The 13,327-nt window shown below is 66.7% G+C and carries 18 protein-coding genes and 1 pseudogene; 12 read left to right on the top strand and 7 right to left on the bottom strand.

Annotated features, from left to right (window positions below):
- Positions 1 to 637: 637 nt before the first annotated feature.
- Entirely contained in the window at positions 638 to 1,573 is a 936-nt protein-coding gene (locus KBY19_RS33770; protein ID WP_099882992.1) for an AraC family transcriptional regulator, read from the bottom strand.
- Positions 1,574 to 1,654: 81 nt separating this feature from the next.
- On the opposite strand from KBY19_RS33770, the gene KBY19_RS33765 reads away from it, so the two are divergent.
- The gene (locus KBY19_RS33765; protein ID WP_247691695.1) at positions 1,655 to 2,494 is read left to right on the top strand and encodes an NAD(P)H-binding protein; all 840 of its coding nucleotides are present in this window, start codon (positions 1,655 to 1,657) and stop codon (positions 2,492 to 2,494) included.
- 61 nt (positions 2,495 to 2,555) lie between these two features.
- Here KBY19_RS33765 and KBY19_RS37070 read toward each other — a convergent pair.
- From KBY19_RS37070 to KBY19_RS33755, 3 genes and pseudogenes are all read right to left on the bottom strand, one after another.
- Positions 2,556 to 2,648: pseudogene (locus KBY19_RS37070) on the bottom strand (esterase); the annotation flags it as partial.
- 57 nt (positions 2,649 to 2,705) lie between these two features.
- Positions 2,706 to 3,140: a PIN domain-containing protein gene (locus KBY19_RS33760; RefSeq protein WP_210955929.1), complete on the bottom strand. Its 435-nt coding sequence runs from the start codon at positions 3,138 to 3,140 to the stop codon at positions 2,706 to 2,708.
- Complete coding sequence (locus KBY19_RS33755) at positions 3,137 to 3,376, bottom strand: CopG family transcriptional regulator (protein ID WP_099882995.1); 240 nt, start codon at positions 3,374 to 3,376, stop codon at positions 3,137 to 3,139. Before KBY19_RS33755 ends, KBY19_RS33760 begins: the two co-directional genes overlap by 4 nt.
- 817 nt (positions 3,377 to 4,193) lie before the next feature.
- Here KBY19_RS33755 and KBY19_RS33750 point away from each other — a divergent pair.
- The 3 genes from KBY19_RS33750 to KBY19_RS33740 all read left to right on the top strand — a co-directional run bounded on the left by KBY19_RS33750 (position 4,194) and on the right by KBY19_RS33740 (position 6,671).
- A complete protein-coding gene (locus KBY19_RS33750) occupies positions 4,194 to 4,562 on the top strand; it encodes a type II toxin-antitoxin system RelE/ParE family toxin (protein ID WP_099882996.1) in 369 nt (122 codons plus the stop codon).
- Positions 4,562 to 4,885 carry a helix-turn-helix domain-containing protein gene (locus tag KBY19_RS33745; RefSeq protein ID WP_099882997.1) on the top strand — a complete coding sequence of 108 codons (324 nt, stop codon included), beginning with the start codon at positions 4,562 to 4,564 and terminating at the stop codon, positions 4,883 to 4,885. The genes KBY19_RS33750 and KBY19_RS33745 overlap by 1 nt, the downstream gene beginning before the upstream one ends.
- A gap of 595 nt (positions 4,886 to 5,480) precedes the next feature.
- Entirely contained in the window at positions 5,481 to 6,671 is a 1,191-nt protein-coding gene (locus tag KBY19_RS33740; RefSeq protein WP_210967361.1) for a DUF5677 domain-containing protein, read from the top strand.
- Positions 6,672 to 7,243: 572 nt separating this feature from the next.
- On the opposite strand, the gene KBY19_RS33735 is transcribed toward KBY19_RS33740, so the two are convergent.
- From KBY19_RS33735 to KBY19_RS33725, 3 genes are read right to left on the bottom strand one after another with little or no spacing between them, the layout of a single operon-like run.
- Positions 7,244 to 7,564 carry a hypothetical protein gene (locus KBY19_RS33735; protein ID WP_210967360.1) on the bottom strand — a complete coding sequence of 107 codons (321 nt, stop codon included), beginning with the start codon at positions 7,562 to 7,564 and terminating at the stop codon, positions 7,244 to 7,246.
- Complete coding sequence (locus KBY19_RS33730; RefSeq protein ID WP_210967359.1) at positions 7,561 to 8,034, bottom strand: ATP-binding protein; 474 nt, start codon at positions 8,032 to 8,034, stop codon at positions 7,561 to 7,563. The genes KBY19_RS33735 and KBY19_RS33730 overlap by 4 nt, the downstream gene beginning before the upstream one ends.
- 45 nt (positions 8,035 to 8,079) lie before the next feature.
- Positions 8,080 to 8,487 carry an NUDIX hydrolase gene (locus KBY19_RS33725; RefSeq protein ID WP_210967362.1) on the bottom strand — a complete coding sequence of 136 codons (408 nt, stop codon included), beginning with the start codon at positions 8,485 to 8,487 and terminating at the stop codon, positions 8,080 to 8,082.
- A gap of 114 nt (positions 8,488 to 8,601) precedes the next feature.
- On the opposite strand from KBY19_RS33725, the gene KBY19_RS33720 reads away from it, so the two are divergent.
- The 8 genes from KBY19_RS33720 to KBY19_RS37060 form a co-directional block, all read left to right on the top strand.
- Positions 8,602 to 9,390 carry a GntR family transcriptional regulator gene (locus tag KBY19_RS33720; protein ID WP_210967358.1) on the top strand — a complete coding sequence of 263 codons (789 nt, stop codon included), beginning with the start codon at positions 8,602 to 8,604 and terminating at the stop codon, positions 9,388 to 9,390.
- A 201-nt stretch (positions 9,391 to 9,591) separates the two neighbouring features.
- Positions 9,592 to 9,942 carry a hypothetical protein gene (locus KBY19_RS33715; RefSeq protein WP_210967357.1) on the top strand — a complete coding sequence of 117 codons (351 nt, stop codon included), beginning with the start codon at positions 9,592 to 9,594 and terminating at the stop codon, positions 9,940 to 9,942.
- A 2-nt stretch (positions 9,943 to 9,944) separates the two neighbouring features.
- A complete protein-coding gene (locus KBY19_RS33710) occupies positions 9,945 to 11,270 on the top strand; it encodes an FtsK/SpoIIIE domain-containing protein (RefSeq protein WP_210967356.1) in 1,326 nt (441 codons plus the stop codon).
- 87 nt (positions 11,271 to 11,357) lie between these two features.
- Positions 11,358 to 11,984: a DUF2637 domain-containing protein gene (locus KBY19_RS33705; RefSeq protein ID WP_210967355.1), complete on the top strand. Its 627-nt coding sequence runs from the start codon at positions 11,358 to 11,360 to the stop codon at positions 11,982 to 11,984.
- Between the two features lie 18 nt (positions 11,985 to 12,002).
- Positions 12,003 to 12,191 carry a hypothetical protein gene (locus KBY19_RS33700; protein WP_210967354.1) on the top strand — a complete coding sequence of 63 codons (189 nt, stop codon included), beginning with the start codon at positions 12,003 to 12,005 and terminating at the stop codon, positions 12,189 to 12,191.
- The gene (locus KBY19_RS33695) at positions 12,191 to 12,382 is read left to right on the top strand and encodes a mobile element transfer protein (protein WP_210967353.1); all 192 of its coding nucleotides are present in this window, start codon (positions 12,191 to 12,193) and stop codon (positions 12,380 to 12,382) included. Before KBY19_RS33700 ends, KBY19_RS33695 begins: the two co-directional genes overlap by 1 nt.
- 13 nt (positions 12,383 to 12,395) lie before the next feature.
- Positions 12,396 to 12,590: a hypothetical protein gene (locus KBY19_RS33690; protein ID WP_210967352.1), complete on the top strand. Its 195-nt coding sequence runs from the start codon at positions 12,396 to 12,398 to the stop codon at positions 12,588 to 12,590.
- Positions 12,591 to 13,032: 442 nt separating this feature from the next.
- The coding region (locus KBY19_RS37060) for a replication initiator (RefSeq protein WP_368861000.1) at positions 13,033 to 13,327 on the top strand (295 nt) is incomplete at its 3' end.

The following is a 13,327-nucleotide window of genomic DNA, read 5'->3' as shown; positions in this document are numbered from 1 at the left end:
CCCCCACTCCCACCCCCACGACATGAGCCCCGGGCGGCGAGCCGCCCAGCCAACGAACAACCCCCGGGCCGCCGACCCGGGGGTTCGTGCCGAAACGGGGCGACGAGATCGAACCCGCGCCCCGGGTTCGGGATCACGGGAACGGACGAGGGCAGTTGGGAGGCTGAGCTGGCCGGACGCGGTTCGCTGAGTGACAGGGGACCGTCGTGAAGCCCCCGTTGACCGCTGGTCACCGGCTGCGCTGGTGCGCGGCCCCGAGGGGCGGCAACGGACACTGTCGTTCACGGAGGTTGCTGCACTTCACTGCTGTACCAGAACGATCCACCACTGGAGGAGCTGCAACACAGTGAGAGGACAGGCTCCTGCGCCTCCTGGCCCGGATGCCGGTTGACCAGTCTGTGCCGGCACGATCAGCATTGCGAGCCCGGTCCCCTAAAAACAGCAGCCGCAAGCGCCACGGCCCTCTTCTTGGGCTTCGGCTCACCTGACCTGCGGAAACCAAGCGATCACAGCCGGAAAGACAGCGGCTTCCCAGGTCGACAAGGTTCGTCCCGCAGAGTGCGCGAGCACAGCCTGCGGGAGGAAACGGCGAACCGGATGCTCACCCATCCAAGGCTTTCACCTTCATCAGTGCTGGTCAGTCCCCGGTGCGGTACTGCTGCGGGCTGATGCCGTGCACGCGCTTGAACGCCGTGCTGAACGCGGACGCGCTCCCATAGCCCACCTGCCTGGCCACACTCTCAAGGGTGTTTCCCGGCTCCCGGAGGAGGCGAGCCGCAGTGCTCATGCGCCAACTGGTGAGATGCTTCATCGGTGGCTCACCCACCAGGTCGATGAACCGGCGGGCGAGCGCCGCCCGGGAGACCCCGACCTTGGCCGCCAGAGCACCGACAGTCCACGGCCGGGCCGGGTCGGAGTGCAGGAGTGCAAGAGCGGGGCCGATCACCGGGTCGCTGAGGGCCCGGTACCAGACGGGTGGATCCTCGCCCGGACGCGCGAACCATGTCCGCAGAACATCGGCGAGAAGCAGATCCACCAGCCGGTCCAGCACCGCGTCCTGTCCGGGGCCCTGCCGGGCGACCTCGTGGGCGAGCACATCCCCCAGTGAGGCCGAGTGCCAGGCGGCAGCGTTGAGAACCAACAGCGGGGGCAGAACCCGCAGCAGCCCCCAGCCGACCTCGTCGGGCCTTTGGTACTTGCCGATCACCAGGGTCGTCGAGCCGCCCGGGCTGGTGCCCCAGGTCCGCAGCCCCAGTTCCATGTCCTGGCGCAATGCTGCCCCGCCCGGGGTGGTGCGCCGTGTGCCGGGGTGGATGACGACCTGGACCGGTGACTCAGGATGATCGGCGAACGTATAGGGATCCGGCCCTCTCATCACCGCAACATCGCCGCGGCCAAGCCGTACCGCCTCACCGCGGTGCGGAATCGCCCATGCCGCACCCCGCACGACCGTCACGACACACACCAGCGCCTCGTCCTGAATCCGAACCGACCACGGCGGATCGAGGATGGACCGCTGCACGAAGGCTCCCCTGGCTCTCAGACCGTCGAGGAGACTCGCCAGCGGGTCCATGGACAGCAGTTTAGACGCGCGAGCACGAAGACGCGTCTTTCAACGATGGCTCACCCACTCATCAAGTCGTTGACTGGCAGCATGAAGAAGCCGATGGAAGACCAACTCACCCTGGTCCTTGCCGGAACCGGCAAGACCGGGCGCCGGATCGTGTCCCGACTCCGGGCGCGGGGGCTGCCGGTGAGAATCGGCTCCCGAAAGGGTGAACCACCCTTCGATTGGCGGGACCAGACCACATGGGCGCCCGCCCTGCGCGGAGTCCGATCCGTCTACGTGGCCTACATCCCCGACGCGGCATTCCCGGGCGCCGCCGCCGCGATCCGTTCGTTCTCCTCCTTGGCGGCCCGCAACGGCGTGCAGCACCTCGTACTGGTGGCAGATCGCGGCGCGGAGGAAGCCGTGCGGTGTGAGCGGGCCGTGCAGCAGTCCGGCACCGAGTGGACCGTCATCCGCACGGGCTTCATCGCACAGAACTTCAGCGAGGACGTGGTCGCCGGAGCGATCCGAGCAGGCTTGGTGGCGCTGCCGGTCGGAGACGTGACGGAGCCCATCACCGACGCCGAGGACATCGCCGACGTCGCAGTCGCGGCTCTGACGGAGCCTGGTCACACCAGCCGCACCTACGACGTGACCGGCCCGCGGCTGATGACCTTCGCCGACGCGGTCAAGGAGATCGCGAACGAGACCAGCCGCAAGATCGATTACATGCCCGTCACCACCGAGCGGTTCATCACCACCCTCATCGACCAGGGCACGCCCGCCTCATTCGCCGCCCAACTGGCAGACCTCATGGCGGAGGTCTTCGACGGCCGCAGGTCCCACCTCGCCGACGGCGTGCAGCAAGCCCTGGGCCGCGAGCCGCGGGACTTCACCGACTACGTACGAGAAACCGCTGCCACAGGAGCCTGGAACCCCGAATAGGCCGCACCGACGGGGCAACAGGGCCATGCCGGCGACGCGCCCACTGCGCCGACCAGTGAGTTGCACGGACGTCGTCGGGGCCGCGGACAATGTGGTTCATCGCGTAGCTGCAGGCGATGCCGTGTTCGGGGTCGGTGAAGGCGAGGGAGCCGCCGAGAAGGGCGACGGGGGGCCTTCTGGTGCGCATCTGGCACGGGTGGCCCGGTTGCTTCTACAGGTCGTCGGGCAGAAGTCGAAAGGCGTGGTTGCCGGTGAGCGGAGTGACGGCTCCGAAGTCGCGGCGGTCGAGGGTGAGGATGACCTCGGTGTCGTACGCCTCGGCCAGGACGACGTTCACCGCGTCGGTCAGGTCGAGCCGCAGTGCCGCGTAGCGGTTCTGGACCATACGAGCCTTGCGCAGCGTGTCGACGGACAGCTCAGGGATGGTCAAGCGCCCGGTGCGTTCTTGGGCCAGCAACCAGTCGTTCACCCCGTGTGCGGCCCTGCGGTCGACGTTGCGCGTGGTGATGTGTTCGATCTCCAGGATCACCAGCGGTGACACTACGGTGAGCGCTGCCTGGCGCATCGCGGTGCGAGCGGCGTCGTGCTCGGGGTCCGAGGCGTTGAGGGCGGCCACCAGGCCGGAGGTGTCACCGACGACGATCACTCGGTGTCCGCCACGCCGTCCGAGACCGCTCGGTCAATCTCCTCCGCAGTGACGGGACCGCCGAAGTCCAGGCTCGGGATGTCCCAGTCCTCGTCCCAGCGTCGGCTGCGCAGGGCCGCGAGATGGAACGCCTCCCGGAAGTACTCCGACTCCGGCCGTCCTTCCCGCGCTGCCGCTTCCTTGATCAGGACGAGGTCCTCCTCGTCGACCATGACGGTCGTCTTCTTCAAAGCCATATGGTTATGGTACCTCAGCCATACCAGCCATCCGGGATGCTCAGGATGCCAGGACGACACCAGTCTCAGTTCGCCGCCGAAGCTGGAAAAGGGCTGCTCGCCGCGTTGATAATCAGCCGGCTGCTGGATCTTGCCAGCGCACCGTAGCTCGAAACCCTCGTCCAGGGATGCGAGGGGATGCCTGGCGCGAGGACGGCGCTGATCTACCAGCACTCGCCGCTGGAGGTCGGCGGGGATTGCCGCCGGTTTCGATACCCGTGTACGGGGCGACCGGCGGCCCCCGAAGAGAGCAGGACCGAGGAGGAAGACGATGTTATGGGGCACGCAACGGGCACGGGACGCATAACCGCCCAGACAACAAACAACCCCCAAGCTCACAACCTGGGGGTTCATCTCTGAGCGGCGACGGGAATCGAACCCGCGCTCTGAGCTTGGGAAGTACCGGACATCAAGCGGGGAACCAGGTGCTGACCTGTTGAGACGTGGCTCCCTGGCCATTGCCGGGCAGGTCCTGGAGAGCCGCTGTTGACCGTGAATCGCCGCCCTGACTGGCACGCATCGGGCACGGCGGCCGACGATGCTGAGCTCCGCGTTCCCACGTGCCCTGGTCGCGGTTGCAGGTACGGCTTCGGCTGACTTGGTGTCAGGTGGACTGGGTGCCCCCTCTGGGGGTGGCGCAGAGCGCCCCGCCGGGGGATGTCGTGGTACGTGCCGTGCTGCTTTAGCCGGTACTTGGCAGCAGCCAGTGGCCGCTGACCTTCCATTCCCCTTTGCGTGAGCTTGCGGTATGCAATCTAACGCATATATCGTTGAGTGCATGGATGGGCAGTATGTGATCGAGGTAGAGCCCGAGGTGCGGGACTGGCTCGATTTGCTGCCCTTCCGCCTCTATCGCCGCGTGGAGGACAAGGCGGACCGTCTACTGGCCGAGCCCACGACACTCGGCGAGCCGTATTCGCGCCATCTGGGCGGCAAGCTGCGTGAGCTGCGGCTGGCGCTCGACGGGGATGCCGTCCGTATCCCCTACTGGCTCGCCCCGGGCCGTCGGATCGTGCTGCTGACCGTCTTCCGCAAGACCAGAATGCATGAGACTGCCGAGATCGAGCGGGCCCATCAGGCGCAGAAAGCCTGCGAGGCCGAGCACGGCCCGGCCCAGCACACCTTCGACCGAGTCAGGGAGGCGTGATGAACCACAACCAGTGGAAGACGCGTCGTACCAAGCAGCTTCTCGGTGAAGCTGTGGAGTACGACCAGGAGTACATCGACGCACGTCTCGCCGGTGACCTCGGACAGGCCATTTACGACCGCCGCGTCGAACTCGGCCTGTCTCAGACCGAACTGGCCGATCGTGCGGAGATGACGCAACCGCAGATCTCGCGCATCGAGGGTGGAGACACCGTCCCGACGCTTCCTTTGCTGCGTCGCCTTGCCAAGGCCCTGGACGGCTCGCTGAACGTTGCGCTCACAGCGGAGGACTCCCGGGTAACCTTCACCCCGTATGCGGCCTGAGCGGTGCATGTCGCTGCTCGACAATGAACGAACCCCCGAGCCTCTGGCCTGGGGGTTTCATCTCTGAGCGGGCGACGGGAATCGAACCCGCGCTCTGAGCTTGGGAATCACCGTGCTCTTGGGCGCTGTCACCCTGCTGACCTGCCGCTTCGTGAGCTTGGGCTCACCGGGCACGCTCGCGGGGACACCCTCGTTTACCGTGGCTGTCCGGCCTTACGGGCACGGCACGGGCACGCCCTCCTTCACTTCTTACGGCGCTTGCGAGGCTGCTTCTTTCGCCTCTCGATCGTGTACGACGACCACTCGCCACGATGCTGGTAGCAGCGAGAAGCATTGACCATCGCCAAGTTCCTGCACCGAGTGCCCTTCTCGGTGATCGCGCCACACCTCGACTGAGTACCCACTGTGTGCCACCCCCTGAGTCCGCATCCCATGCCAGCCTGAGGCACAGCCAGCTCTGGTGGGAGGCGCGCACCGGTTGCATGGGGAGCTGTGAGGGGGCGCTCTCCTCCTGAGCAACATCTGTTTACAGCCGTAGGGGAGGTTGGGAGGAAAACGTCCACACCAGCCGCTGTCGCCTAGCGCCCATCGAGTCATGCAGGTCAGAGTAAAAAGGTATGCCCCGTCTGGTTTTTCTTCTAGCATTGGGCTTCTGAGCCTAGGAGTGGCACTGGTGAGGAATTTCCGAAAAAAGACTGCGAGTGTCGAAGAAAAATTCGCGAAATACGTGATGGATGTGTTGCAGAAATCGGGCGTAGAGGAGGTTGATGAGCAGGTTTTGGAAAAGGCGGCCACTGGATCTGTTGAGAGTTTCGCGGAGAAGATGGGGCTGCAGGTCGCAGAGCACGTCCTGCGCGATAGGCGGACCTATCGCGTGAATCATAAACTGGATGAGGGGTTCAATAAGCGCCTCCGACGGAGGTACGATGCGGCGTTCAAGGCTTTCACTATTTCCACAGCCTGTGCCCGTGAGGCTGGAGAATCGATAGCCTTGAAATCATCAAAGTCTCTTAGTGGCGATAGGGCGGCCGCATTTGAGGCATTGGTCCGCATCCACGCTAAGTCCTGTCGCGTTGCGGGAGAGGTTCTTGCACTCCTTAGGAACGGTTTCCCTGAAGGAGCCCTTGCGCGATGCAGAACTCTTCACGAAATGGCAGTGGTGGCTGGAGCCATCGGCGACTCTGTAGACGATGTTGATAACTCTGACCTTGCGGCTCGCTACCTTGACCACGAAGTGGTCACCCAACGGCGCAGCGCTCTCCAGTACCTGAAAGATCACAGGTTCTTGGGCATGGAACCGCTCGATCAAGACTTCCTTGATCTGATTGAGCGTCGATATAATGCCGCGATCTCCAAGTATGGCAAAGACTTCAAAGGGGAATACGGTTGGGCGAAGAAGTATTGCCCCAATGATAATCTTCGCGGGCTCGAAGAGAAAGTGCAGATGGGGCATATGCGCGGCTACTATCAAATGGCTAGCAATGAAGTGCATTCAGGGTCAAGGGGGCTTTCTCTTAATTCGTCGGAATTCAGGGGAGAGCTGCTGATGCGGGTCGGAAAGACAAACGTCGGCCTGGAGGTTCCTGCCTCAATGGCTCTCAACTCGCTGTATCAGGCGACTGTCATGCTCTTGATTAAAGGGCTGCCTCAAGGGACTGACCTCACAAGCTTGGTCACCATGAAGGCCCTGGATGAAATGAGGGGTCGTGCTGCTCAACTTTTTCTGGACGCGTCTCTTGCAATTGAGAGAGATGAAGAAAGGTTTGGCGGGAAGCGTAATTCGTGAATTGGGGTACGGCTCCCCTAGTAGGTCGGGAGATCGGCTATAAGGCTGGAGTTGTTTTAGGGGAGAGAGGGCTAGCGGATCGTGTTGCCTGCTCGCCTGCCAGTAATCCCGATGTGGGCCCCTGGTTCTGGCGTGCTGTTCAGACCTCAAGTGGGGAAAGTCAGCCACGACGGCGGGGAAGGTGCCTGAGCACCTGCAAGTGGGTCCCTCGGCCACCCACCGTCGTCAGCTACGTTTCCAACGCTTATGTCTTGGACCCGCAGACGCCTCTGCGCAGCCTCAGCCAGCCACCCGGCGATGGCGTGACCGGCCCGCAGGCAGCGACGAAACCGGGCGCCGCGCCACGGACCTCTTCGGTATGCCGTGCCCAGCCGTACAGAACTGGTCGACCTCCTACGCCTGATCGCGCTCCTGGAGTCGTGCAACCGCAGGTGGATTGCCGTTTCGGGCTGCGCGCTGAGCGGGCCGGGGTCGGCGCGGAGCGGGGCGGAGACATGAGCGGGCGGCGGCCACGGGCCGCCAGCGCGCGCGGCCCGCGTCAGCGGGCCGCCTTGAAGTCGTAGAGAAAGTTGTTACGCACGCGCTTCGTGCACAGGTGGGCACGGTATCGGGCTGACTGTCCAAGTGGCCTGGGTGCTGCGCTGTTTGAGTGTGAGGGTGTGTGGCTTGCCCTGTTCGAGGTCGCGGGCTGCTGCTGGTTGGCCGTGGTCGAGCCATGTGCGGGCTCGTCTGTAGGGGGCTTCGTCCAGGGTGGTTGCGATCATCATGAGGCTGATGCGCATCCATCGCAGGGCTTCGCGTGGGCTGTAGGCGTCGTAGGTGCCGATGCGGCGTTCGTTGACGTAGCACTCGCAGTAGTAGATCCGTACAGGGGACTGCGGTCGCGCGCTCATGCCATCGACCTCGGGGCGGGCAGACCTACGTGGACCCCTTGCGCTGAGGGCCTGGCCGGCGCCTGGTGCTGGTCGTTGATCTCGACGGTGACCGTTCGGCCGTAGTCGTCTCCGCTGACCTGTACGCGGTCGGCCAGTGCTGTGACCAGGCCCAGGCCGCGCCCGTGAATGTCGTCCTCGTCCGGGGTCTCGACGTGTGGCTTCGTCTCGCCTCCGCCGGTGTCGGTTACCGCCAGGACGACCGTGCCGGGGGATCGGTGCAGGGAGACGTGGAAGCTCCCGTTGGGGCTGCCGCTGGCCGAGTGGGTGAGTGCGTTGGAGCCCAGCTCGCTGACGATCAGTGCGGCGTCGTCGGCGTGGGGGCTGTCGTGCAGGACGTCGCGGGTCCAGCGGCGGACTCGGCCGACCTCTTCGGGGAGTCCTGGGCAGGTGAGTTCCCAGATCCGCTCCGTACTCATATACTCGTGCATACAAGTTCCTTCGTGCTGGTGGCCGCTATGGGTAGTGGGTGTGTGCTAGACGAGTCGCACGCCGTCGTGGGCCCGGATGGCTGGCGGGGATGCCCCGTCGAGCGCGTCCAGGACGCGGATCGCGTATGCCTCGTCGGCGAGCTGGGTGACCTCTTCGCGGGTGGCCCAGCGAAGTGCGTAGGTCTCCTCCCCGGTGGTCGGGGAGCCGTCGACCGCTTCGCAGCGGAAGACCATGGAGACGATCAGGCCGTTCATGTTCTTGTAGATGCCCGTGAGGGTCGCCGGGAGGGCGATCTTCATGCCGGTCTCTTCGAGGACCTCGCGCTGGAGCGCGTCGGGGATGGTCTCCCCGGGTTCCAGGACGCCGCCGGGTGGCTCCCACTGGCCGTTGTCGCGGCGCTGGATGAGCAGCGCTCTGCCTGCGTCGTCAACGATGACCCCTGCGACGCTCACGGAGTGGGGGCGCTCTACCGTGCTCACGTTCCTCGGTCCCCTCAGATGGCTAGGCTTCTCCACCGTAGCAACAGAACTCAGTAGCTCGTCTAGATATCCAAAGGAGTACCCGTTATGGCTGCACTGTCCTCCGGCATTCTTGGGGCGCTCGACCCGACCAGTGATCGCGCCGTCTTCCGGCAGATCGCCGACCAGGTCCGGGAGGCCATCGATAAGGGGCGCTTCAAGGAAGGGGCCAAGCTGCCGTCCGAGGCGGAGCTGGTCGAGCACTTCGGGGTCTCCCGGATGACCGTGCGCAACGCGCTCTCGATCCTCCAGAGCGAGGGTCTGGTCTCCTCCGAGCACGGGAAAGGCGTCTTCGTGCGACCACGGCCCCCGGTTAGGCGACTGGCCTCGGACCGGTTCGCACGGCGGCATCGCGATCAGGGCAAGTCGGCCTTCACCGTCGAAGCGGAAGCCGCGGGAAGCAAGCCCGAGGTCGACAGCCTGGAGGTACGGGAGGAGAAGCCGGCACCGGACATCTCCGCGCGCCTGGGCTCGCCCCGCAAGGTCCTCGCCCGGCGCCGCCGCTATCTCCTCGACGGACGGCCGGTCGAGTTCGCCGTCTCCTATCTGCCCCTGGATCTGGCGCGCGGTACGCAGATCGCCGAACCCAACCCCGGGCCCGGCGGCATCTACGCCCGGCTGGAAGAGCTGGGGCACCGCCTGGACCACTTCGACGAAGAGGTCCGCGCCCGGATGCCCTCCCCGGCCGAGGTCAAGATGCTCCGCCTGTCCTCCGGCGTCCCCGTGATCAGCCTGATCCGCACCGCCTACGACACCGAGGGGCGCGCGGTCGAGGTCTGCGACACCGTCATGGCCGCCGACGCCTACGTCCTCGCCTACCAACTCCCCGCCAACTAAGGCATGTCGGGCCCGTGACGACGGCGCTGGGTCGTTTCTCGCGGACTCGTACACACCGAGAGGCATACTCGTATAGACGAGTGGGCAAGACGTGTGGCAGAGTATCCGCATCCCAACAAGCACGTCCGGGGCGAATCACCCGTGGGCTTGTCTAGACGACTAGCTCTCATCGCTCCGACGTACGGACAAGGAGAAACGACCTTGCGCACCATTCGAGTTGAGACCTCTTCCGCAACCATCCTTCTGACCGAGGCGCCCGCGCCCAAGGTCCGCGACCGGCAGACCGGGGAAGTCGCGAAGGACGCGGTGAGCGGCGAGACGCTGATGAAGGTCGGCGTCGTCTACATCGATGAAGGCGAGTCCTCGCTCATCCACGTCACCGTTCCCGAGAGCGGTGTGACGGACGGGCTCGCCCTCGGCGCCCCCGTGTCGTTGCCGGGTCTGGTGGCCCGGCCGTGGGAGTCGGTGTTCAACGGGCAGCAGCGCCACGGCATCGCCTACCGGGCCGCCGCTGTCGCCCCGGGTGCCGTTCCGGCGGGTGTGGGGGCCTGACCGTGTCCGAGCTGACGACGCTGATGGAGGTGGGCGGCCCGGTCGCCGGTCTGGGTGCTGGTGCCGCCTACCTCCGGGCACGGCACCCGGCCGCCTACTGGTCGGCCGTGGGCATGCCTGCTTCGGCTGCCCGCCTGGTGGGTTCGTATGGGTCGGTCATGGATTCGTGCGGGCTGACGGTGCAGCCGTCCCGTCTGCGGGCGTTGGCTGTGCGGGCTGCGACTCGTCGTGAGGTGCGGCCGGTGCCTCCTCGTCGGGGGATGCTGCGGCCGACTTCGACCGGTCTGCGGATACGTCTGCGGCTGGCGCCGGGGCAGGAGCCTGCCGACGTTGCTGCCTCTGCTGAGCGGTTGCGGCATGCCTGGGGTGTTCATGGTGTCTATGTCGAGCCGGTCAAGCCGGGTGTGGTCGAGTTGCGGCTGGTCGGCTTCGACGTCCTGCGGCGGGTACGGATGCCTCGTAGGGCGGGTGGCGGGTTCCTGCGGGTGCCGGTGGCGCTGCGGGAGGACGCAACCGCCTTCGTCCGCGACTACCGCGCCATCCCGCATGAACTGGTTCTCGGCGCCACGCTGTCGGGCAAGTCCATGTACCTGCGGCACCTGATCACCGGCCTCGCCGCTCAGCCGGTCGCGCTGGCTGGTATCGACTGCAAGCGAGGCGTGGAACTGGCGCCCTTCGCTCCTCGGCTCTCGGCGCTGGCGACCGACCCGGCTGAGGCTGCCGAGCTGTTGCCCGTCCTGGTGCAGGAGATGGAAGACCGTTACGACCTCATTCGTGCCCGGCAGGGCATCGCCCCCACCACACCTGATGAGGAGATCACCTCGGATGTGTGGGGCCTGCCCGAGAGCGAACGCCCGGTGCCGATCGTGCTGTTCGTGGACGAGGTCGCGGAACTGTTCCTCGTCGCCTCTCGCAAGGATGAGGAACGGCGGGATGAGATGGTCACCCAGTTGATCCGACTGGCCCAGCTCGGGCGGGCTGCGGGGATCTATCTGGAGGTGTGCGGGCAGAGGTTCGGGGCCGAACTGGGCAAAGGCGCCACCATGCTCCGCGCCCAACTCTCCGGCCGCGTCTGCCACCGGGTGAACGATGAGCCCTCGGCAAAGATGGCGCTGGGCGACATCGCCCCCGAAGCGGTCGGGGCGGCCTGCACCATCGCTCCCGAACGCCCCGGCCTGGCCGTGGTCGGCGACACCTCCGGCGGCTGGTCCCGCATCCGCACCCCCTACCTCTCCCTGACTGACGCTGCGGCCCGTTGCGAGCGCACAGCGCACCTGGTGCCCGAACTGCCCGCGCTCAAGCCCTTCCGGCCCACCGCTACCGCCTGACCTCACCGCTCTCCGATTCGGCCGGCGCGTCCGCCTCGCGCCAAGTCCCTACCCCTCCCATGCCGAAACCGAAAGGAGGTGCCACCTATGCGCGCCTACCTCGCCCGCGTAGATGCCGTGCTCGTGCAGGCCGTCATCGCTGCGGCGCTGTCCTTCGCGCACCTGCACGACTTGGCCTCGGCAGCCGGACAAGACGGCTGGAAAGCCTGGGCCTACCCCGTGTCGGTCGATCTGCTGCTCGTGGCGGCCTGGCGTCGGCTGCGCTCTGGTCGTGACCGGGCGGCGGGCTGGTGCTGGTTCCTCGTCGCCCTCACCGCCTCCCTCGGCGCCAACATCGCCACCGCCGGACTCCTCGACCTGGGCGACGTCCCCGACTGGCTGCGCATCCTCGTCGCCGGATGGCCCGCGCTGGCATTCCTCGGCGGAACCCTCCTCGCCCACACCACACACGAACCCCCAGCCGAGCCGGCCCCCGAGGTGTCGACCGGCTCCGAGATCGCAGAGCCAGCCCCCGACGCCGCATCCGCACCGGCTGCGCCGGAGCTCCCGGCGCCGTCCATCACGTCCGTCCCGGCCGCCCTTGTCGAGCACGCCCGCAAGATCGCCACCGCTCACGAGGAACGCACCGGCACACCCATCGACACCCCGACCCTCCGCGCCCGACTCGGCGTCCCCGCATCCCTCGCCGAGCAGATCGCCGCCCACCTCACCTGATCCGAGAGGAGAGCCGCCATGCCCGGACACATGCCCGACAGCTTCGACTACCTCGACGCGGCCCACGAGATGGCCAACACCGGCCGCCCCACCCTGGCCCGGCTGCTCGCAGAAGAAGCCGCCACCCGCACCGAGGACCCCGAAGAAGCCGCCCACATCCTGCGCCGCTTCCCCGACCCCGCATCCCTGCGACTGAAGGACTGCTGATGCCGCTCAACCGCCGCTTCCGCTCCGTGATCCGCATCGGCCCCGTGCAGGTCGGCACCGCCACCGACGGCCGTGGCCGTGAAAAGCACACCGCCGCCTGTACTGCCCCGCGATGCGGCTTCTCCGCCGACTACGACTCGCGCGCCGCCGCCGAGCTGGCCGCCCGCACCCACCGCTGCCCCGTCCGCTGAAGGAGAGCTTCCCGTGACCGTGAACCTGCCCCTGGTCGTCGTCCTGGGCCTGCTGGTGTGGGGCGCCGTGAAGTTCCTCGGCGTCCGCGTCTGGCTCGTCGTCGTGATCGCGCTGTTCGGCTTCTACCTCGCCGACACCTTCCTCGCCCCCGCCATCGACAACGGCATTCGCACCGGAGTCGGAACCGTCAACGGCACCCACGACTGACAGGAGAGCAACCGATGTTCCTGCGCCCCCAACTCCCCGACACTCACACCCCGAACCTGCCCATGACCGCCCAGCACGCTCACGTACCGGCCTGCGGCTGCCAGCACTCCGCACCCCTCACCCCGGCGCCGCCACGGTCGCTTCCCTCGGTCGGTTCGGGAGCCGTCGCGGCCGTGATCGTCGGCGGTGTGGTCGTCGTTGCGCTCTTGGCCGCCGTCGTCGTGACGGCTGTGTCCGTCGCGGTGGCTGCGCTCGTCCTGCGCTCGCTCTTCAGCTCCCGCAACGGTATCCACCACCGCTGAGTGGCCACCGGGGCGGCCTCGATACCGCCAAGCATCCGCCGCCCCGGCAGCCAGGCCCCTTCCCACACCTCGTAAGGCAGAGAAGGAGAAGCACCATCATCGCGCGCACGAACCCCGCCCCGCTCGCAGAGCTGGCGAACCTGGCCGCAACCGGCTCCCTGCCCGGTATCCTCCGTCAGCTCTCCGGCCTGGGCGGCTGCACCAACCCCATCCGCCTGGCCGGCCACCGCACCGAACACCAGGTAGACACCACCACCGGCGAGATCGGCCCGGCCCTGCGCCGCCTCGACTCCGCCGACCTGCCCGCCGGTGACCTCCTGGTCCGCTGCGGCAATCGCCGCACCACCCGCTGCGCGGCCTGCGCCGAGACCTACCGCCGCGACACCTTCCACCTCATCACCGCCGGACTACGCGGCGGCAAGGGCACTCCGGAAG

The sequence above is a fragment of the Streptomyces sp. B15 genome (assembly GCF_018070605.1).
In the GTDB taxonomy this organism is placed as follows: Bacteria; Actinomycetota; Actinomycetes; order Streptomycetales; family Streptomycetaceae; genus Streptomyces; species Streptomyces smyrnaeus.
The sequence above is the reverse complement of the archived record's forward strand: the minus strand, read 5'-3'. Positions and strand labels throughout refer to the sequence as shown.

Coding starts and splice junctions, on each gene's coding strand:
- KBY19_RS33750 (WP_099882996.1), top strand. CDS start 4,194: ATGGATGGGCAGTATGTGATCGAGGTAGAGCCCGAGGTGCGGGACTGG.
- KBY19_RS33770 (WP_099882992.1), bottom strand. CDS start 1,573: ATGGACCCGCTGGCGAGTCTCCTCGACGGTCTGAGAGCCAGGGGAGCC.
- KBY19_RS33695 (WP_210967353.1), top strand. CDS start 12,191: ATGCCGCTCAACCGCCGCTTCCGCTCCGTGATCCGCATCGGCCCCGTG.
- KBY19_RS33745 (WP_099882997.1), top strand. CDS start 4,562: ATGAACCACAACCAGTGGAAGACGCGTCGTACCAAGCAGCTTCTCGGT.
- KBY19_RS33720 (WP_210967358.1), top strand. CDS start 8,602: ATGGCTGCACTGTCCTCCGGCATTCTTGGGGCGCTCGACCCGACCAGT.
- KBY19_RS33740 (WP_210967361.1), top strand. CDS start 5,481: ATGCAGGTCAGAGTAAAAAGGTATGCCCCGTCTGGTTTTTCTTCTAGC.
- KBY19_RS33765 (WP_247691695.1), top strand. CDS start 1,655: ATGAAGAAGCCGATGGAAGACCAACTCACCCTGGTCCTTGCCGGAACC.
- KBY19_RS33700 (WP_210967354.1), top strand. CDS start 12,003: ATGCCCGGACACATGCCCGACAGCTTCGACTACCTCGACGCGGCCCAC.
- KBY19_RS33735 (WP_210967360.1), bottom strand. CDS start 7,564: ATGAGCGCGCGACCGCAGTCCCCTGTACGGATCTACTACTGCGAGTGC.
- KBY19_RS33755 (WP_099882995.1), bottom strand. CDS start 3,376: ATGGCTTTGAAGAAGACGACCGTCATGGTCGACGAGGAGGACCTCGTC.
- KBY19_RS33730 (WP_210967359.1), bottom strand. CDS start 8,034: ATGCACGAGTATATGAGTACGGAGCGGATCTGGGAACTCACCTGCCCA.
- KBY19_RS33705 (WP_210967355.1), top strand. CDS start 11,358: ATGCGCGCCTACCTCGCCCGCGTAGATGCCGTGCTCGTGCAGGCCGTC.